This is a genomic window from Streptomyces sp. NPDC032822 (assembly GCF_055578825.1).
This window is the reverse complement of sequence record NZ_JBVIOL010000032.1, coordinates 40,787-58,921: the sequence shown is the minus strand read 5'-3', so window position 1 is coordinate 58,921 and position 18,135 is coordinate 40,787. Positions and strand designations below refer to the sequence as shown.

Sequence of the window (18,135 nt, the reverse complement as noted above, 5' to 3'; positions counted from 1 at the left end):
GAGTTGCGTACGTGTCACACCCAGCGTCCTACCAGGTCCCGTCCCCGCACGGGACCAGAACCCGAGAATGATCACGACCTCACACAGGCCCTAGTAGGACTCCGTTAGGTCGTTCTGGATCTTGGTGTGGTCCTGCTGGGCAGCGGCCGGTGACAGGTGGTGCAGGTGCCGGTCCAGCAGTTCAGCAGGTCCTGGAGGGTGTCGAGGATCTGCTAGAGGGTGAGTCCGCTGTATCGGCTTTTGGGGCCAGGCGCTGTTCGGTGAGGAAGGCGTGGGCGGCGGTGACCAAGGTGGCGTGGTGATGCCAGCCGTTCCAGGAACGTCCCTCGAAGTGGTCCAGGCCCAGGCCGTGCTTGAGTTCGCGGTAGTCGTTCTCGATGCGCCAGCGGATCTTGGCCAGACGGACGAGTTCGGCCACCGGGGTGTCGGCGGGCAGGTTGGACAGCCAGTAGTCGGTGGGTGCTTCGGCGCCTTCGGGCCATTCGGCCAGCAGCGTCACCTCGGGCAGGACGCCGTCCCAGTGGCCGTGTTCGGCCATGGCGGCGGCCCGGGCCAGACGGCGGGCCCGGACGCCGGCCGGGCGCACCCGCAGGGCCACAAAGTGTGAGCGCATCGATCCGCGGGAGCCTTCCCACCAGGTCACCTCGGTGAAGGACTGCCGCCCGTGGCCGGTCGCCAGCGCGGCAACCGAGGACGGCTTGTCGCGGTAGCGGGGCTGCGGCCTGGGGCCGTTGCCGGACCATGCCGGGGCGGCGGGCCGCGCATCGTGCGGGTGGACGCTCACATCCGAGCGGATGGCGACGACATAGCCGATGCCCCGGCCCTCCAGGCCGTCGCGGAAGTCGGCGTTCTGCCCGTAGCCGGCATCCGCCACCACCACCGGCGGTACCAGATCTCACGTGGCCAACTCGTCGATGCTGTCCAGGGCCAGGCGCCGCTTCTCCCGGTGCCCGACCTCCCGCGGCATCCCGGTCTTCTGGCGCCGTCCGGCATCGTCCGCCCACTCCTGGGGCACGAACAACCGCCACTGCAGCGGACAGGACGCGGCATCGGAGACAGCGTGCACGCTCACCGCGACCTGACAATTGGCCCGCTTGCCCAGCGCCCCGCAGTACTGGCGCGCGACCGCCACCGACATCTTCCCGTCCTTGGGGAACGACACGTCATCGACCGCCCAGGCGTCCGGCCCGATTCTCGGCACCATCCGCTCCGCAATCCGGCGCCGCACCGGCACCGGATCCCAGGTCGACTGGTTCACGAACTGCTGCAGGTTCTGCTCGTTGCCATCCGGCAGCCGTTCCGCACGGATAAGGGGGCAGCCTCAGCGAGGCCGCCCCCTTGTCGTTGCTACGCCGGATCGCGCCGGTGCCTCACTCGGTAGCCCAGGGCCGAGGAGCGGCGGGGCCGCCGCCCGGTACGGTCGGGTCGTCCGCTCCCACGTACTCGAAGGTGTGCACGTCGATGTGGCCCCGGGTGCTGAGGACGCCGGTCATGCCGCCCGCGACCTCCGTGGATAGGTAGCGGCCGTCGATCTGGCCCAGTTCGTGGAAGCCGCTGGTATGCGTGATCCCGGAGATGACCCGGTTTGGGCCCCGAGCCGTGGAGAGCTCGTGGCCGTCGGTGGGGAGCATGCGCAGCTCCAGCGTCACCCCGTCGGACGCCTTGTGCTCCCCGAACGGGTACCGGATGCCACCGACGGCTCACACGGCTTGCACGGTGCGGTCCGACACGACCAGGTCGAGGGCGTGCCACGGGTCGACCCGCAGGGAAAGTCCGGCGATGGCCGACGCGACCAACATCGCCGCAGTTCTGCGACACAACGCCCGCAACGCGGACCACCCGCTCGCCTCTGCTCGGCCTCAACTGATCACGAAACGGACGCCCGCCGACTATGCCGAAACCCTGACTCTGAGCCGTGGTGAGAAGGCCTTGGACCACGGCGTCGGTTGCGTGCTGCGTGAGAGAGTCGCGCAGCTGGATCCCGAGCTGGCGCAGTCGGTCGGGCTCGGGCGCGGCGCCGTCGGCTTCGTCGGCGAAGGACTGGGCGTCCTGGACGAGCCGGGCGCGCTGGTCCTTGACCTGGGTTTTTCGGCCTCACCCGAAAAGCCTTTCCCAGTCCCATCCATGAGGACAGAATCAAGGGGTTCTTCTCATCAGACGGGCGCACCCCTGTGAGGAAAGAACGGAGACCGACAAGGGGAAATCGGGCGAGGGCGTAGATGGCTATGCGAACATGCGCTCCGCGCCCTCATTCCAGGGCTACGTCACGAACTGGACAGAGGTTCACTCGATCACGAACTGCCTGTAGCGGAGGCGGGCGTTCCTGGAAACCGATATCTGGGTGCCGCTCGCTGCACCCAGAAACGTGCCCGACTCGTGCGCACAATTGTCCTTCCGCCAACTTTGGGGGCAAGTGAAATGCTGTCTCGAACTCGTGGAAAGATCGTAATATCACTGATAGGCGCTATGTCGGCGCTCGCACTGTCAACCGCACAACCAGCGTCCGCTAGTGCGGCTGACGCGGCACGTCCAGGTAGTGTTCTGGCTGTGGTGTGCGGCTACAACGACGATGTTAACGGTCGTGCAATCTTCCGAAACTGTGGATGGAACACCCTCCACATTCGGACTGTCGCCTGGCTCGGCAGCGAGAGCTGGCAGTGTGTTCCGCCGTATCAGGATCACGACCTCGGCCCGTCATGGTTCATCTCGAGTTCCGAAATCGTCGGAGTCTGCTGATAGTCGGGTTAAGGTTAAGGGCTTTATAGTCCTCGCCGTAACAACCCGATCTGGATTTACGAGCCGCAACGGAGAAGGGCGATTCCGCTGTTCGGGGCCAACGGCATCGCACTGGAGTGAGTGTAGGCACTGGGGCACTGTGGTGGCCCGGGCAGCGGAGGTCCTCGGGCCCGCACAGCGGGCCCGAGGACCTGTCCGGCAGCAGTCAGGCTGCCGCCCACTCCATCCCGAGGCCGGCCAGTGCGGCGACCTTGTCAGCGGTCAGCTTGACCCGGCGGCTTTAGTGTCATGCACCTGAAATGACGGCCTGAAGTCTGTTCCTGGTTTTCAGTTGATGGCGGAGCGATCTTGGTGAGGTAGTCGGCGAGGGAGTTGAGGATCTCGTCGGCAGACTTGGTCCAGGTGAAGGTGTCGGCATACACCCGTATCTGCTCAGGACGGTACAACCGAAGGTGCTCAGCTTGGCCACGACGAGAGGCCCGGCGAAATCCGGAGGCGCTTCGGGCGAGGGATGCGGAACACTTCGCCGGGTGATCGTCATGCAGCCCGTCCTGGAGATCTACACCCCTGACGGCTTCGACCTCTGGCCCATCGCGGAGATCGAGCCGCTCAGCTTCCTGCCTCTCAGCGGTGATCTCTCACCCGCCGAGGTCGGGACGGCGGTGATGCGCGTCGCGGGCTGCAATGACATCGACCCCGAGGGCGACCGCCCGCCTCGTCCGGCCGACGCGCTCAGCTCATTCCTTCACGGACTGCTGACCTTCGAGTGCCTCTTCGCGGCTGGCGGCCTGCGGGTCACCGACAGCTCCACAGGCGTCACCTTCGCACCCGGCTGCTGCGACGGCCTGGACGACTGGCGCGACTGGCACCAGTTCGTTGACGACGGCACCCTGCTCGGCTTCGGTCACGAGCCCGTTTCACCGGTTGCGGAGCGTGCGGGCGACACAATCCGGCTCACCGTCAACGCCGAACAGAGCAACAGCCCGCTGATCGAACTGTCCGACACCGAGCTCCGCCAGCTGCTCGCTGGTGCCGAACGCGACCTGGCCGACTTCCTCGAACTGGCAGCAGACTGGGCCTCCGAACACCTGTCGGCCCACTGCGCTCCCGTCACAGCCGCCCTCGCCCGCGTTCTCGATCTTCCCAGGCCGGCCATACCGGCGGAGCCGTAGTACGGCGGCCCGGCCGTTCGCCAATGCCACAGGCCTGGGGGCTGTCATCGTGTGCGATGCGGTGAGCACGTTCGCGTGTACCTGTCCCTCCCCTCGTAGCGTGAAGACCTTGACTGCAGGGGAAGTTGGGAGTCATGGCGGAGAAGCGACGGAAGTTCGATCCGGAGTTCCGTGAGGGGGCCGTACGGATCGTCACGGAGACCGGCCAGACGATCGCCGAGGTCGCCGAAGACCTGGGGATCAACGAGACCACCCTGGCGAGCTGGGTCTCCCGCGCCCGTCGGGCAGGGACCGCACCGGCCGGCGGGAGCGACGAGCTGGAGCGGTTGCGGCGGGAGGATGCCCAGCTCAAGCGGGACAACAAAGAGCTGGGCATGGAGCGTGATGTCCTCAAACGCTGCATGGTCCTGTGGGTGAAGTAGCCGTGGCGGACCCGACTCAAGTGGTCGGGGTGATCAGCGGCTTCAGGACCGAGCACGGCATTTCGCACCGCGTCTCCTGTCGCGCCCTGGGCGTGAGCGAGTCGTGGTTCTACAAACACCGCACCCAGCAGCCCACCCGGCGTGAGCTGCGCAGACAGCATCTGATCGAAGCGGTGAAGGAGGAGTTCGACACGTCCGGCGGCACCTACGGCTCGCCGAAGATCTGGATCAGGCTGGTGAGGCAGGGCTGGCGGGTCTCGGTGAACACCATGGCGAAAATCTTGGCCGAGCTGGGCCTGGTCGCGCGGAAGGTGCGCAGACGGCGGGGGCTGACCCGGCCGGGCAGACGGCCGGCCGCCCCGGACTTCGTGCGCCGCGACTTCACCGCCGAGGCACCTGACCTGGTCTGGTGCGGGGACATGACGGAGATCGAAACCGGTGAGGGCAAGCTGTACCTGGCCTCAGTCATCGACCTGTTCTCCCGCCGCCTGCTCGGGTATGTGATGGGTGCCCGTCACGACGCCGAACTGGTCGTCGCCGCCCTGCACATGGCCGCGACGACCCGGGGCGGCGACGTGCGCGGCGTCATTTTCCACACGGACCGTGGGAGCGAGTACGCCTCGCGGAGGTTCAGGCGGGCCTGCCGCCGGTTGGGCGTTTTCCAGTCCATGGGCCGTGTCGGATCGTGTTTCGACAACGCCGTCAGCGAGGCGTTCAACAGCGTGCTCAAGGTCGAGTACGTCCACCGGCACGCCTTCGCCACCCGCGCCGAAGCCCGGATCAGGATCGCGACCTGGATCACCGACTTCTACAACACCCGTCGGCTACACAGCGTGTGCGGTTTCAAAAGCCCGATCGACTACGAACGTAACTACCAGGCCAGCCTCACCGAGGAACTGGCTGCATAGGAAGGTCTCCACGTTCGGAGGGGATTGACACGGATGTCACGTCTGCCCAGTGCATGTCGCCATGACTTGCAGTGAAGACCTTGGCCTCGGTCGGCACGGTTCCGTCGCTGACCCAGTTCAGACGGCGGGTCACCAGATCCTGCCGGACTGAGACACGGTCCGTTGTGCGGTTGAACAGCGAGGCGTCCTTCGCCGCGCCTGTGCGGGGTCAGTCCCGTCGAGCGTTCTTCGGGACGCCGGCAGTTTCGTCGTCTCAACCGCGGCGGCGACCGTCAGGCCAACGCCGAGCCCGACCGCATCGTGTTCACCCGTCTGCGGGTCGACCCGCGCACTCAGGACTACTACGAGCGCCGGATCGAGGAGGGCAAGACCCGGCGCGAAACGTCCGTTGCCTCAAACCCTATGCGGCCCGCGAGGTCTTCTACCTGGTCAAACAGCTACAACCAGCACCCCGCTCATAGGGGCTGTGATACGGCGGAGCCCTGTTGGGAACCATCCCGACGGGGCTGCTGCGCTGAGCCGTGAGACGACGAAGTCCCACCGGAACGTTCCGGTGGGACTTCGTCGTCGCGCCTGTCAATGCCCCTGCTTCGGCCTGGGCCTTGCTGCCGGAGCTCGGCGCGTGGCTGCGGGCCGTGATCGAAAGTTTGCCGGAGGCGATCGTCGCCGGTCTGCCCGTCGGTGCCGCCGAGGGCCTAGCCAGGTGCCACACCCGGCGTCCCGCGGGCGGCTGGTCGGCATGTCGTGGATGCGCGCGTACGGCACCATCGCCCTGGTCAGCGCCGCACGAGTCCTGTCTGGGAGGAGAGGGTGCGGTGTTGTAGGAGGAGCGCTGCGAGGTGGGTCGGGAGAGCCACCGCCAGGCCCGCCTGTGCGGCGTCGGAAGACCGGGAGGCGGGCAGTGCCCCGACGCGCGAATCTTACGAGAGCCTGACGAGGCACCCCGAGTTCTCTCATCGCGCCTGTCTCATCCGTAACTCTGGTGACGAAGTCGCAGTGGGGCGGCGGCGCTTGCGGCTTCCGAGGAGCCCTCAGTGCTCACGGTAGTTCGCGGGCGGCGTCCACGAGGCCTGCCGAGGCGGCTTTGCCCCTGTCGGGGCCGGCCGGGGGCCCCTCGCCGGCCCAGCCGGGAGGCGCTTGTGACTTCGTGTGCAGCACCCCCGTAGTGCCTGGCTGTCGTTCAGAGAGGTGCGGAGGGGCCCAGAACCGCGAACGACATCGGCATCGAACACGCAGCTGCGGTGAGCGGAAACGGCACTGAAGCGGCGCACGACCCAGAGATCTCAGAGGAATCCCATGCGACATAACACGCGCAAACGATCGAAGGCGACCCGACGGGCCATCGTCGCCGTGGCGGCGACCGCCCTGGGGGCAGGAGGACTGGTGGCGGCGAACGTGTACGCCTCGGCCGGCGAGAGCGGGAGTGCCAACACGACCAAGAGCTCGCCCCAGGGTCGACCGAATCAGGCCATGGGCGCGGGGGCCGCCACGATCGACTGCCCTGATGTCGGTGCCGAGTTGCGGCAGGTTCCTGGCCAGGCACGGGCTGAGGTCGACAGGGAACTCGCGCTGCTGGACCAGCAGGTGGCGGATGCCTACCAGCGGCTTCAGAACTCGAGCCGGGCCATACAACAGGACAGCAACTTCGCCAACAACGCGATCATGGTCCCGCTCAAGGACAAGCGGACGGCGACCATCGACCGCATCGCCATCGCCATCGGCCGTACAGCCGACCGGCCGCAGGGCCTGGAGCCCCTGGCCGCATGCACCCTCCGTGCCACCGGAGACCTGGACGACACCGGCAACGGAGAGGGCGGCGACAATCAGGACGGCCAGGGCCAGGGGAACGGGCAAGAGGAGCCCGCCGACAACGGGCAGGCCGGGAACGGTCCGGTTGCCGCCGACTTCGTGGACATCACCACCGTCCAGCCCAACGTCAGCAGCCCCCAGCGGCAACAGAACGCCTCGCTCGGCAAGTTCACCACCGAGTGTGGAGTGAACGCGAACAAGCTGTACAACAGCGACAACATCATCGTCGCGCCCGGTGTGGACAACGGGGCGCATCACACGCACGACTATGTCGGCAACCAGGCGAACGACGCCTTCGCTGACAACGAGGACTTCGCGGTGGGCGATACCACCTGCCAAAACCAGGGTGACAGGTCGTCGTACTACTGGCCGGTCCTCCGCCTTCAGGACGGCACCCAGGAGTTCGACGCCGGCCAGCCGGGCGGTGGTGCCGAGGGCAATACGGGCAAGATTCTCACGGCCTCGCAGGTCACCCTGGAGTACGTGGGCAACGCGAGCAGCAAAGTCGTGGCAATGCCCAAATTCCTGCGGATCATCACCGGCGACGCCAAGGCGTTCACCAACGGAACGGCCAACGCCAACGCCGCATGGAGCTGCACGGGCTTCGAGGACCGGCAGCTGACGGAGAAGTACCCGATCTGTCCCGAGGGCAGCAAGCTGGTCCGGACGTCCACGTTCCAGAGCTGCTGGGACGGCCAGAACATCGACAGCGCCAACCACCGCGCGCACGTCGCCTTCGCCGACCCGAGCACCGGTGCTTGCCCGAAGGGCTTCCAGGCCATTCCACAGCTGGTGCAGCGCCTGGTGTACGACGTGGACCCGCCGAGCCTGAACGACAACGGCCGGTCGAGCGCCTTCTACGCGGTGGACGGCTTCCCGGAGCAGATGCACAAGCCGATCACCGACCACGGAGACTTCGTCAACGTCTTCGACGAGCAGCTGATGAACACCATGGTCGAGTGCATCAACACCGGCCGCGAATGCCAGTGACGGTGATGCACTGAGCCACTGCTCGGGCCTGTCTGCGGCGACCACCTTGCGCAGGCGGGCCCGCTCGTCGGCCAGTTGACCCGCGGCTCGACGGTTGAGCCGACGCGGGCAGCGTTGCGACTGGCTCGATGTGCGTCGTACCGGGGGCGGTGTTCGCGACCGTCTGTGGGGCCGTTTTCCCGTTGACTGCCGGGCTTGCCGCCGGGAATACGTCCGTGTTCTGTAAGGGGCTCGGGCGTTCCGAAGGGGCCTGGCGACGGGTGAGATGAGGTGTATGGAACAGCGCTTCTCTCTGCCGGTTTTCAGGGGCAGGCTGCACGATGCCCGGACGGCGGTCTCGATCGGACGCTGGCTCGGCCTCGCGTTCGTGGTGTGCTTCGTCACCGGCCTGATCAGTCACGTGATGCAGCATCCGCCGGGGTGGCTGGCCGACGGCCAGCCGAGTCGCCCGGCGTGGGGCTACCGGTTCACGCAGGGGCTGCACGTCGCGTCCGGCATCGCGGCGATTCCACTGCTGCTGGCCAAGTTATGGACGGTGTATCCGCGACTGTTCGCCTGGCCGGCGTTGCGTTCGGTGAGGCACGCGCTGGAGCGGCTGTCGGTGGCCGTCCTGGTGGCCGCGTCCGTCTTCGAAGTGGCCACCGGCCTGCTGAACACCGCACAGTGGTACCCGTGGCCGTTCTCCTTCGTGCCGGTGCACTACGCCGTGGCCTGGCTGCTGGCAGGGGCGCTGGTACTGCACATCGCGGTCAAGGCGCCCGAGATCCAGGCGCACTGGAGCCGACGGTCGTCAGGGACACTGGCCCTGCCGGAGGAGGACGGGGCCAACCGGCGTTCGCTGCTGACCGCGGTGGCCGCGGCGGTGGGGGCGGTCACCGTGACCACGGTGGGCCAGTCCTTCACGCCGCTGAAGGACCTCGCTCTGCTCGCGCCCCGCCATCCGGACCACGGCCCACAGGATCTGCCGGTGAACCGCACCGCCGCCGCGGCCGGGGTCGGACTGATTCCGGCCGGGCATTACCGCCTGACGGTCGCCGGACCGCGGCCGTACACGCTGACGCTGGAGGAGCTGCGTGCCCTGCCACAGCACGAGGTGGAGCTGCCGATCGCCTGCGTGGAGGGGTGGAGCAAGTCGGCGCACTGGACGGGCGTGCGGGTCGTGGACCTGCTGGAGCGGGCGGGCGCCCCGACGCACGCGCGGGTGCGGGTGGTGTCGTTGCAGACCCGGGGCGGCTACCGGATCTCGGAGTTGGGGCGCCGGCACGCCCGCGACCCGCTGACCCTGCTCGCGCTGTGCCTGAACGGGCAGGAGCTTTCCCCCGATCACGGTTACCCGGTGCGCCTGATCGCCCCGAACCGGCCCGGGGTGCTGCAGACGAAGTGGGTCGGCCGACTGGAGGTGCTGTCATCGTGGCGTTTCTTCGTGGATGCCCCCGGCTTCAGCCGGGGGAGGAAACGAAGCTTCTGCGGAGCAGGGCAGGAAAAGCGGGTCCGCCCCCGGGGGCGGACCCGCGTTGGCCGGTTACCGGCCACCGGCCAACACCCGTTGCCTGTATGGAAGCTGATAGCTTGTGGGGTATGGCGCGGCAGGTCAAGCGGGCGTTCAAGTACCGCTTCTACCCCACCGACGGACAGGCGGCTGAGCTGTCGCGGACGTTCGGCTGCGTCCGCCTCGTCTACAACAAGGCGCTGGAGGAACGCACCCGCGCCTGGCACACCGAGCAGCGCCGGATCTCTTACGCGCAGTCTTCTGCCGCGCTCACGCAGTGGAAGAAGACTGAGGAATTCGCCTTCCTCACCGAGGTGTCCTCGGTCCCGCTCCAGCAGGCCCTGCGGCACTTGCAGACGGCGTTCGCCAGCTTTTTCGCCAAGCGGGCGAAGTATCCGCGTTTCAAGAGCCGGAAGAAGTCTGGTGCGTCGGCCGAGTACACCCGTTCCGCCTTCACCTGGCGTAAGGGGTGTCTGACGCTGGCGAGGATGCCGGGGTCGCTGGACATCCGCTGGTCGCGTCCACTGCCCGGGGGAACACAGCCGTCCACGGTGACGGTCTCCCGTGATGCGGCGGGGCGGTGGTTCGTGTCCCTGCTGTGCGAGGACCGCATCACCCCGGCGCCCGCCACCACGGCGGCAGTGGGCCTGGATGCCGGAATCACTTCCCTGGTGACCTTGTCCACGGGCGAGAAGATCACCAACCCGGAGCATGAGCGGCGTGACCGCGAGCGCCTGGCCCGCGCCCAACGGGAGCTGTCCCGTAAAGCCAAAGGCTCGGCGAACCGGGAGAAAGCCCGGCGTCGTGTCGCCAGGATCCATGCGCGGATCACTGACCGGCGCCGTGATTTCCTGCACAAGCTGTCGACTCGTCTTGTCCGTGAGAACCAAACGGTCGTGATCGAGGACCTCTCCGTCCGCAACCTGCTCAAGAACCACAGCCTGGCCCGCGCCATCTCTGATGCCTCCTGGAGAGAACTGCGCTCCCTGCTGGAATACAAGTGCGCCTGGTACGGGCGTGAACTCGTGGTGATCGACCGCTGGTTCCCCAGCTCGAAGCTGTGCGGGGTGTGCGGCAGGGTTGCGGCGAAGTTGGCGTTGGACGTCCGTACCTGGACGTGTGAGTGCGGTGCTGTGCATGACCGTGATGTGAATGCGGCACGCAACATTCTGGCCGTCGGGCTGACGGTGTCTGTCTGTGGAGCCGGCGTAAGACCTCAACGGAGCACTCCGGGCGGGCAGTCGGCGGTGAAGCAGAAACCCCTACAGCGCGAGCCGTAGGAATCCCCCTCCTTCAGGAGGGGGAGGAAGTCAAGAGGGTGAGCGTGATGCGGGTGCTGACCGGCGCGGCCGGTGTGACGCTGATGGGCGGCGGAGCGTCCCTGCTCCTGGACGTGCGCGACCTGCCGGGTGTGCTGGTCTGGCTGGGCGGGGCCGTGGTGCTGCACGATGTGGTGGTCGCGCCGCTGGTGCTGCTGGTCGGGCTGGTGGCTGTGCGCGGTGGCGTCCGCGGGGCGGTGCGCGGGGCGCTGCTGGTCGCCGGTGCCCTGACGGCGGTGGCGCTGCCGGTGCTGCTGCGCCCGGGGAAGTCAGCCAACTCATCGGTGCTGCCGCTGGATTATCCGCGTAACTGGCTGCTGGCGCTGGTGGCCGTGGCGACGGTGACCGTCCTCTTGCTCGCCGTGCGGGAGACACGTCGCATCCGGCGGCGGTCACCTGCTCAAGTCCCTCCCTGCTGAAGCCTGTTGCACCGTCTTACGGGTGTCTTACGCGTCGTCGGCAGTGGCGGTGCAGGGCGTGACAGGCTCGTAGGGTGGCGCGATGCGAACCCTTCGTATGACGGCTCTGGTGACCGCGCCGCCCCTGCTGCTGGCCGTGGCCGGCCTGACGCATCCGCGCCATCTGACGGCGGCGACGGCCGACCACTGGGCCGGGCTGCACATTGTCCTGTTGCCCGCCTTCCCCCTTCTGGTGCTCGGCCTGCTGGTCCCGCTGTGGGGCAGGCCGAGGCGGGATGTGGAAGGTGCCCTGACCGTTCTCGCATGGGCCGGCTGTTTTGGCTACGCCGCCTACTACACCGGACTGGACGCGGTGGCCGGCATAGGCGCCGGGACGGCGGCGGGCACGGGCGTGCGCGGGGTGGTGGGGCGGCTTTTCGCGACCGGCGATGAGCTGGGCCGGGCAGGGGTGTACGCGCTGGCGGTCGCGGCGCTCGCCACGGGCCTGGTGCTGTTGCACCGCCACGGTGTGCGTGTGCTGCCCGGTGTCGTGGTGGTGCTGGGGGCGTGCTGGTCGTTCGCCGACAGCCACATCTTCTGGCCGCGGGGCGTGTTGACCATGCTCGGCTTCGCCGTGGGATTCGGCCTGCTGATGGTGGCGTCCGGGACCGGTGGCGTCAGGCAGTCGCGGGCGCGGGCCACGGCGGGAAGCCTTACGAACTCCTGACGGATCCCCGCCGCGGGATCCGGGCATGGGCGCGCGGCCGTAGCGTCGGCCGCATGTTGATCCTGGTCACCGGAGGTGTGGGCTTCATCGGCTCGCACATCGCCACCGCCCTTGCCGGCGCCGGGCACGAGGTGCGCGTGCTCGACTCGCTGCTGTCCGCCGCCCACCGCACGGCTCCGTCCATTCCGGACGGGGTGGACTGGCGGCACGCCGACGTCCGCGACCGGCGAGCGGTCGCTGACGCTCTGAGGGGTGTGGACGCCGTCTGCCACCAGGCCGCGATGGTCGGGCTGGGCAAGGACTTCGCCGACGCTCCCGACTACGTGGGCTGCAACGACCTGGGCACGGCGGTGCTCCTGGCCGGGATGGCGCAGGCAGGAGTGGGCCGACTGGTGCTGGCGAGTTCGATGGTGGTGTACGGAGAGGGACGGTACGAGTGCTTCCGGCACGGTGTCGTGCGGCCGGGGCCGCGCAGGGTGGCGGACCTGGCCGAGGGCCACTTCGAACCACCGTGCCCGGAGTGCGGTGACCCGCTCTCTCCGGGACTGGTGGCCGAGGAGGCGCCGGCAGACCCGCGCAATGTGTACGCGGCCACCAAGATCGCCCAGGAGCGTCTCTGTTCTCGGCTACTTGCCCGCCTACCTCCACGAGGAGGGCTACGCACCAGGCCACGTACGGCGCTTCACCCTGCTGTTGCCGGACGCCACCGCCGGAATGGTCGTGGTCGTGCTCCTCGCACTGACCGCCCTGTACGTCTGGCTGCGCGGCGACCCCGCCCGCCCCTGGCGCGGCGCCCTGCTGCTGACCGGCGTGACCCTGCTGCTGGTCTTGCCCGGCTACCCCTGGTACTCGCTGCTCGTCGTCGCTCTCGTCGCCCTGGACGGCCGCTGGGAATGGCTGGCCGTCACCATCGCCGGCACCATCCTGTACCTCGCGGGACGCCTGCTGCCCGGCTTTCCCCTTCAGGCATGGGCCTACGGCGCCGCCGCTCTGACCGTGGCCGTCGGAGCCTGCCTGCGCTCCGACCGGATACGCCGGATGGTGCGGCGCCGGCGCGAGTGGCTGCCGATCGCCGTGTGAGGTGCACCGCCCACCGCGGACTGGCGGCCCTGCTCAAACGGGCCGGAGGCGTTCCGGCCCACGGCAACCAGCGCACCCAGTGGGACGCCGGCTGCCGGGCGGGGGCGGACAACCCCGAGCACCGCTGAGCAGGAATCCCTCTGTTCTCGATCCCCGTCGTTGATAGTGCGACGTAAGGATTCCGTCATCAGCTGCGGGCTGCGGGATGGCCGTCAGTCTCCGTTGAATGGGAGAGAACGGAAAATCTCAGGAGGCGAGCGGGGATGGAGCGCGTGCGAAAGACCTTGACAGGGCCGTTGGCCATCGTGGTGCTGGTGGTGGCGGTCGGTGCAGCCGGCTTCGGGCTGTACTGGTTCCAGCCATGGAAGCTGTGGCAGGACGAGACCGTCCGAGAGGCCCTGCCCGAGGTGGCGGAGACCTCCGCGCCTCCTGCCCTGGCGCCGTCCGACGAGCCCTCCGCGCCGCCCTCTCCGGCCACCGGCCCGCAGATGCTGGCCAGTGGTGAGCTGATCAGCCATGAGCACGCGACATCAGGCACGGTGAAGCTCGTGCGGCTGGCCGACGGCTCCCATGTCGTCCGGCTGGAGAACCTCGACACCAGCAACGGGCCGGACCTGCGTGTCTGGCTGACCGACGCGCCGGTGAAGCAGGGGAGGGCCGGGTGGCATGTGTTCGACGACGGGAAGTACGTCAGCCTCGGCAAGCTGAAGGGCAACAAAGGAAGTCAGAACTACGCCCTCCCCCCTGACGTGAATCCGTCGGGTTACACCAGCGTGAGCATCTGGTGCGACCGATTCGACGTGTCATTCGGCGCCGCCGAGCTCGCCCGCGGCTGACAGCGGCACAGTCATAGCCGGGCCGGGACCCAGCCCAGGGCATCGAGGGCGGCCAGGACATCGGTGGGTTCGGCGCGCCTGGTGTAGTCGGCGTCGACGAAGGCCCAGCGGATGACGTCCTCCCGGTCGATGACATAGGTGGCGGGCAGCGGCAGGGTTCGGGCGTAGCCACCGTTGACGCGCTTGAGGTCGAAGCCGAGCCGGTCGTAGACGGCTGCGAGGTCGTCGGGGAGGTCGAAGGCGAGGCCGTATTGCTTGGCGGTTTCGGAGCCGACGTCGCTGAGGATTCTGAAGGCGAGCTGGTGCTTCGGTTCGTCCATCGGATCCAGCGTCCGTCGACGGTGTGCGTCCAGCCGGCGTCTGTGAGGGGTTTGGTGGCGGCGGTGACGGTCTTGTCAGTGATGGGGCTGCCGAGGGGGGGTGTCCCAGCCGTCACCAATTGCGAAGTGGGTCACCAGGGTCTGGAGTATGGGGGCGGGGGTGGTGTCAGTCGCGGTGAGGTGCCACATGCGTGCAGAGACGGGTGTCTCGTAGGCGGCCACGGTCCAGGCGGTGTCGCGGGGGTGGGCGTCGTGGACTGGCTCGATGCGCAGGGTCTGCGCTCGGGCAGGTGGAGCGCGGTCGCCAGGTGTCTGGCGGGGTGGCGAGCAGGGAGCCGGCGATGCCGTCGGCGGTGGTGGCGACGATGACGGTGGAGGTGGCGCGGGCGCGCTGGTGGGGCGCGGCGAGGTCGGCTCCGGCTTACCGGGCTTGGAAGTTGGACGTGGTGCCGGCGCCGTAGAGGAAGAGGAAGAGGGAGACGAAGAGCAGTGCGGGGCTGTCGAGGGCGGCCGCAACGACGACGCCTGCGCCGCCGAGCGCGCCGGTGAGATATCCGGCGGCCAGTCCGGGGCGACGGCCGAGGCGCTGGGAGAGGCGTCCGATAACGACGGCGGCGCCGGGTCACTCCGGAATCCCTAGCGAACCCGGAACGGTTCAGGCCGAACCCTTGAAAAACCAAGGTGTTGACGCGCGGCGCCGTGGGATACGTTGACCGCGCTTGCTGGACAACACAAGAGTGGAGCTGGGCATTTTGCGGAATCTGTTGCCGAGAGCGGTTGCCACGGCGCTGGTGATCGCCGTGGTGAGCGGTTGCACGTCATCAGCAGGCAACGAAACCGACGGGAAGAGGAGTTCGGGGCTGCCGAAGGCCGGCGCCTCGACCGCGGCCAAAGGGACAACCGGCAGGACGATCGGCGCGGCACGCACGCCATGCGCGTCGATGCCTGTCTCGTTCAACATCGACGTCGGCTGGAAGCCCGACGCCGTGGAGGACGCCATCCTGCGGCAGGGTGGCGTTACGGCGGTCTGTGAGGTCGACGCGAAGCCGGCAGGGCACCTCGGGTTCCTTCGTGTCTGGACCGGGGCCGGCAGGGCCGAAACGTCACGCGCGGCACTCAAGGCATTCGTGGCGGACTCGGGCGACAAACCTTCGAAGATGGTCTACACCGACGTCAAGGCCGGCGGGCTTGAGGCCACCGAAGTCTCATACGAGGTGTACAGCGAGCTCATGGAGGAGGGGAGGAAGCAGCGGGCGTTCGCCGTCATCGCCGCGGGCAGCGTGGTCGTGGTGAATATCGGCGGCCTGGACAGTGGGGAGCACGATGCCATGCTCCCTGCGTACGAGCTGGCGAAGAGGACTCTGAAGGCCGGCTGAGCAGGCGCAGCGACGGTGTCTGCTGCCTGTATTCCTGGACTGTGTCGTCGTCGTTGCGGCCGCAGGTGATCAAGGCTTGTGGCTCGCTCCGGTTCAGCGGTGATGTCGGTTCGGGAGCTGAGTCACTGGGCGTCGGTAGTCGACACCAGCAGGCGCATTCTCGTCATCGTCACTTGTTATCCGGCCAGTTCCTTGAGAGGCCGCAGCGTCGACCTGGCCAAACGGTTCGTTCAGGACGGCTTCGGGGGCGCGTACCGCTCCACGAACTGCTGCACCTTTTCCACGTAGCCGCGTTGAACTGCCGGGATTCCACCGGCCTCGTTCACCGTGCTCGCGGACGTGCGGTAGGCAGCTGCCAGCACCAGCGCAGGGTCGTCGTGGAAGTCGCCCCGGAGGCGAAGGGGGGAAGCCAGCACAGCATCCTCCCGACTGCGGGAATAGCCACTGCGGGTGAGAAGGCCGCGTCCGGTGGGCTGTTGGGGGAGTGGAACTGGGGCACGCGAGGGGTCCAGCGAGCGATGCCGAATTCGTCCTTGGCCGGATCGCTGAGGGCAGGATCGAAGTTGCTCTCGACCTTGAGCATGGCGGCAATCAGGGCCGGGCTGACGCCTGCTGTATCGCGTGCCGTACCTGCTTGCGCGATCAGCTTGCGGTACTTCGACGGTATGCCTGTTCCGGTGCTCAGCAGGTCGGGTCGGTATGCCGTGGGGCTCGGTGACGACGCCGGGCCGCGATCCGGTCCTGATTCGGCAGCGAGGATCGCGGCCGTCGCTAGGACGGCGGCGGTGGTCAGTCCAGCGACCCCGAGTAGTAGTCGTTTTGGCAGAGCCCGCCGAGCGGCCGCGCCCTCGACCCACTTCTCGCGCTCGCCCGTTCCCGTCGTCAGCGCCGTAATGCGTGCGAGCAATGAGGGAGCGTCGTGCCGGGCACGTCGCTCGTGGTCTGGTTGGAGGCAGTCCTCGATGAGATCGCGCCAGCCGTCGGAGATGCTGTGGGCGAGTTTTATTTCGCCGGCCCCCGAGGCGTAGGCGGCTGCCGCTGTGGCGCGGGCAGACCCGGTGGAGCCGGGGAAAGGCATCCGACCGGACAGCACTTGGTGGGCCGTAATGCCGAAGGCCCAGATGTGTGCTGTAGTGCGAACGGCGGTGCCGTGCTCGCCCAGCCCTTCGGTCCAGCGCTCGGGCGGGACATAGTCAGGGGAGCCGGCAGGAGGCAGATAGGCGTGAGTGCCGTCGAGTTCAGCAGCAAGACCGAAGTCGGCGAGTTTCGCTGAGCCGTCCTCCATGACCAGTACGTTCTGGGGTTTCAGATCCCCGTGCACCCAGCCTGCACCGTGCCTGTGCGCCAAGCCTTCGCAGATCTGCTCAAGCAGGTCTGCGCCGTTGTCCAGTGGAGCAGTTCCGCAACGGTGTGGCAGATTCGCCAAAGAGTCAGCCGCACGTTCCATGACAACAGGGACAGCTCCGTCGAGCCGTGGGCGTGCGGGGGCATCGATGACCAGCGACTGGAATGTGCGGATCAGCCGTGCGTGTCTGAGGGACCCGTGGACGCGCAACTCCCTGCTGACCATGTCCTCCAGGTGTTGGAGGTGACGAGTGGTCAGGGTGCCGGTGGGGAGGAACTTCAGAGCGGCCGACCGCCGCAACTCGGGCGCGGCTCTGTCAGGCTGCCGGGTGCGTTCAGCGCCGCACTGAGTGGGCTTTGGTCGGTCGACCGTGCGCTACCGGAGAAGGTGTGGGCGGTTTCTCTCCAATCGGCGCAGGCCGACTGCATAGCGTAGCCAGGCGACCCCCACGACGAACGGGAATGCCAGTCCGCATGCGGCCTGCACGATCCCCAGCGCGATGCCGAGAGGCCCGTAGTCGTCGAGGTCGAGCTCGAAGCCGAGTACGGGTAGCCAGAAGAGTCCGACGAAAGCGGCCCAGGCGTGCACCATCCACGCTCGGGTGGCGATGCGACGGGCAGCCCGAGCTTGTTGGAGGTGGCCGTACCCGTAGACCAGCCATACGACGCCCAGCCCGCCGACTGTCAACCACATGGATTCTTCTGTCCAGGCATCAGACCGACCGAACGCAAGGGTGCCGCTCACCGCCGCGGTGAACTGCAACAGGCCACCCGCCGCGAACGCCCGGGCGGCTTGCGGTCCTTCGACCCGAGCAAGGGCCCTGCCCATCACCAGTGAGAACAGAGCGTTAACCAGGGCAGCACTTCCGAGGAAGATGACAAGGCCGATGAACAGGTGCACCTGGTCATCGGAAGACGAGGTGGAGATTCCGTCACCTACCAGGGCGGCGGCAGTGGGCAGCAGCAGCAGCCACAGGACGCCGTTCACCATTACCAGGCGAGGCAGGACGCCGAGCTGCCTGCTCGCTGGAGTTGTCGGCGGCACGGGAGCTTGCGCAGCTGGGGATCCCCCACTGACGTGCATGGATGTCTGCCTTCCCGGGGCGGCTCGTAGCGCCTTAGCCCAGGCGGCATCCTAGGGCGGGCCGGGCCACTACGCACCCTGAGCGCAGCGAGGTTGACACAAGAGAGGACACGTGTATTCAGGCC

Annotated in this window: 16 protein-coding genes and 6 pseudogenes; 15 read left to right on the top strand and 7 right to left on the bottom strand. The window is 67.8% G+C overall.

What is annotated here, in order from left to right; translation table 11 throughout:
• Positions 1-181 precede the first annotated feature (181 nt).
• Positions 182-1,303 (bottom strand): annotated as a pseudogene (locus ACZ5VD_RS41875) (IS701 family transposase); the annotation flags it as partial.
• A 67-nt stretch (positions 1,304-1,370) separates the two neighbouring features.
• On the bottom strand, positions 1,371-1,631 hold the full coding sequence (locus ACZ5VD_RS41870; protein ID WP_468685719.1) for a hypothetical protein: 261 nt from the start codon (positions 1,629-1,631) through the stop codon (positions 1,371-1,373).
• Positions 1,632-1,779: 148 nt separating this feature from the next.
• Here ACZ5VD_RS41870 and ACZ5VD_RS41865 point away from each other — a divergent pair, with 148 nt between their 5' ends.
• The 14 genes and pseudogenes from ACZ5VD_RS41865 (at position 1,780) to ACZ5VD_RS41800 (ending at position 13,886) form a co-directional block, all read left to right on the top strand.
• Complete coding sequence (locus ACZ5VD_RS41865; protein WP_468685717.1) at positions 1,780-2,175, top strand: hypothetical protein; 396 nt, start codon at positions 1,780-1,782, stop codon at positions 2,173-2,175.
• Positions 2,176-3,275: 1,100 nt separating this feature from the next.
• Positions 3,276-3,908 carry a hypothetical protein gene (locus ACZ5VD_RS41860; RefSeq protein WP_468685721.1) on the top strand — a complete coding sequence of 211 codons (633 nt, stop codon included), beginning with the start codon at positions 3,276-3,278 and terminating at the stop codon, positions 3,906-3,908.
• Positions 3,909-4,042: 134 nt separating this feature from the next.
• Positions 4,043-4,330 carry a transposase gene (locus ACZ5VD_RS41855; protein WP_468685715.1) on the top strand — a complete coding sequence of 96 codons (288 nt, stop codon included), beginning with the start codon at positions 4,043-4,045 and terminating at the stop codon, positions 4,328-4,330.
• 2 nt (positions 4,331-4,332) lie between these two features.
• Entirely contained in the window at positions 4,333-5,238 is a 906-nt protein-coding gene (locus tag ACZ5VD_RS41850) for an IS3 family transposase (protein ID WP_468685713.1), read from the top strand.
• A gap of 167 nt (positions 5,239-5,405) precedes the next feature.
• Positions 5,406-5,699 (top strand): annotated as a pseudogene (locus tag ACZ5VD_RS41845) (transposase); the annotation flags it as partial.
• Positions 5,700-6,534: 835 nt separating this feature from the next.
• Positions 6,535-8,037 (top strand): DUF1996 domain-containing protein, encoded by a 1,503-nt coding sequence (locus tag ACZ5VD_RS41840; RefSeq protein ID WP_468685712.1) that lies wholly within the window; start codon positions 6,535-6,537, stop codon positions 8,035-8,037.
• A gap of 274 nt (positions 8,038-8,311) precedes the next feature.
• Positions 8,312-9,445 (top strand): annotated as a pseudogene (locus ACZ5VD_RS41835) (molybdopterin-dependent oxidoreductase); the annotation flags it as partial.
• 170 nt (positions 9,446-9,615) lie between these two features.
• Complete coding sequence (locus tag ACZ5VD_RS41830; protein ID WP_468685710.1) at positions 9,616-10,806, top strand: RNA-guided endonuclease InsQ/TnpB family protein; 1,191 nt, start codon at positions 9,616-9,618, stop codon at positions 10,804-10,806.
• Between the two features lie 38 nt (positions 10,807-10,844).
• Complete coding sequence (locus ACZ5VD_RS41825) at positions 10,845-11,264, top strand: hypothetical protein (protein WP_468555261.1); 420 nt, start codon at positions 10,845-10,847, stop codon at positions 11,262-11,264.
• A gap of 82 nt (positions 11,265-11,346) precedes the next feature.
• Entirely contained in the window at positions 11,347-11,970 is a 624-nt protein-coding gene (locus ACZ5VD_RS41820) for a hypothetical protein (RefSeq protein ID WP_468555260.1), read from the top strand.
• 53 nt (positions 11,971-12,023) lie between these two features.
• Positions 12,024-12,707 (top strand): annotated as a pseudogene (locus ACZ5VD_RS41815) (NAD-dependent epimerase/dehydratase family protein); the annotation flags it as partial.
• Positions 12,601-13,050: a hypothetical protein gene (locus ACZ5VD_RS41810; protein WP_468685724.1), complete on the top strand. Its 450-nt coding sequence runs from the start codon at positions 12,601-12,603 to the stop codon at positions 13,048-13,050. The pseudogene ACZ5VD_RS41815 and the gene ACZ5VD_RS41810, both read left to right, overlap by 107 nt.
• On the top strand, positions 13,047-13,178 hold the full coding sequence (locus tag ACZ5VD_RS41805) for a hypothetical protein (protein ID WP_468685722.1): 132 nt from the start codon (positions 13,047-13,049) through the stop codon (positions 13,176-13,178). The genes ACZ5VD_RS41810 and ACZ5VD_RS41805 overlap by 4 nt, the downstream gene beginning before the upstream one ends.
• A gap of 135 nt (positions 13,179-13,313) precedes the next feature.
• Positions 13,314-13,886 (top strand): DM13 domain-containing protein, encoded by a 573-nt coding sequence (locus ACZ5VD_RS41800; RefSeq protein ID WP_468685708.1) that lies wholly within the window; start codon positions 13,314-13,316, stop codon positions 13,884-13,886.
• A gap of 11 nt (positions 13,887-13,897) precedes the next feature.
• On the opposite strand, the pseudogene ACZ5VD_RS41795 reads toward ACZ5VD_RS41800, so the two are convergent.
• The 3 genes and pseudogenes from ACZ5VD_RS41795 to ACZ5VD_RS41785 form a co-directional block, all read right to left on the bottom strand.
• Positions 13,898-14,194: pseudogene (locus ACZ5VD_RS41795) on the bottom strand (redoxin domain-containing protein); the annotation flags it as partial.
• Between the two features lie 87 nt (positions 14,195-14,281).
• On the bottom strand, positions 14,282-14,428 hold the full coding sequence (locus ACZ5VD_RS41790; RefSeq protein WP_468685706.1) for a DUF317 domain-containing protein: 147 nt from the start codon (positions 14,426-14,428) through the stop codon (positions 14,282-14,284).
• Between the two features lie 94 nt (positions 14,429-14,522).
• A pseudogene (locus tag ACZ5VD_RS41785) lies at positions 14,523-14,822 on the bottom strand (MFS transporter); the annotation flags it as partial.
• A 103-nt stretch (positions 14,823-14,925) separates the two neighbouring features.
• Here ACZ5VD_RS41785 and ACZ5VD_RS41780 point away from each other — a divergent pair.
• Entirely contained in the window at positions 14,926-15,582 is a 657-nt protein-coding gene (locus tag ACZ5VD_RS41780; protein WP_468685704.1) for a lipoprotein, read from the top strand.
• Positions 15,583-15,904: 322 nt separating this feature from the next.
• On the opposite strand, the gene ACZ5VD_RS41775 is transcribed toward ACZ5VD_RS41780, so the two are convergent.
• Together ACZ5VD_RS41775 and ACZ5VD_RS41770 are read right to left on the bottom strand one after the other, a co-directional pair.
• The gene (locus ACZ5VD_RS41775; RefSeq protein WP_468685703.1) at positions 15,905-17,227 is read right to left on the bottom strand and encodes a protein kinase domain-containing protein; all 1,323 of its coding nucleotides are present in this window, start codon (positions 17,225-17,227) and stop codon (positions 15,905-15,907) included.
• 75 nt (positions 17,228-17,302) lie between these two features.
• The gene (locus tag ACZ5VD_RS41770; RefSeq protein WP_468685701.1) at positions 17,303-17,914 is read right to left on the bottom strand and encodes a hypothetical protein; all 612 of its coding nucleotides are present in this window, start codon (positions 17,912-17,914) and stop codon (positions 17,303-17,305) included.
• Between the last annotated feature and the right edge of the window lie 221 nt (positions 17,915-18,135).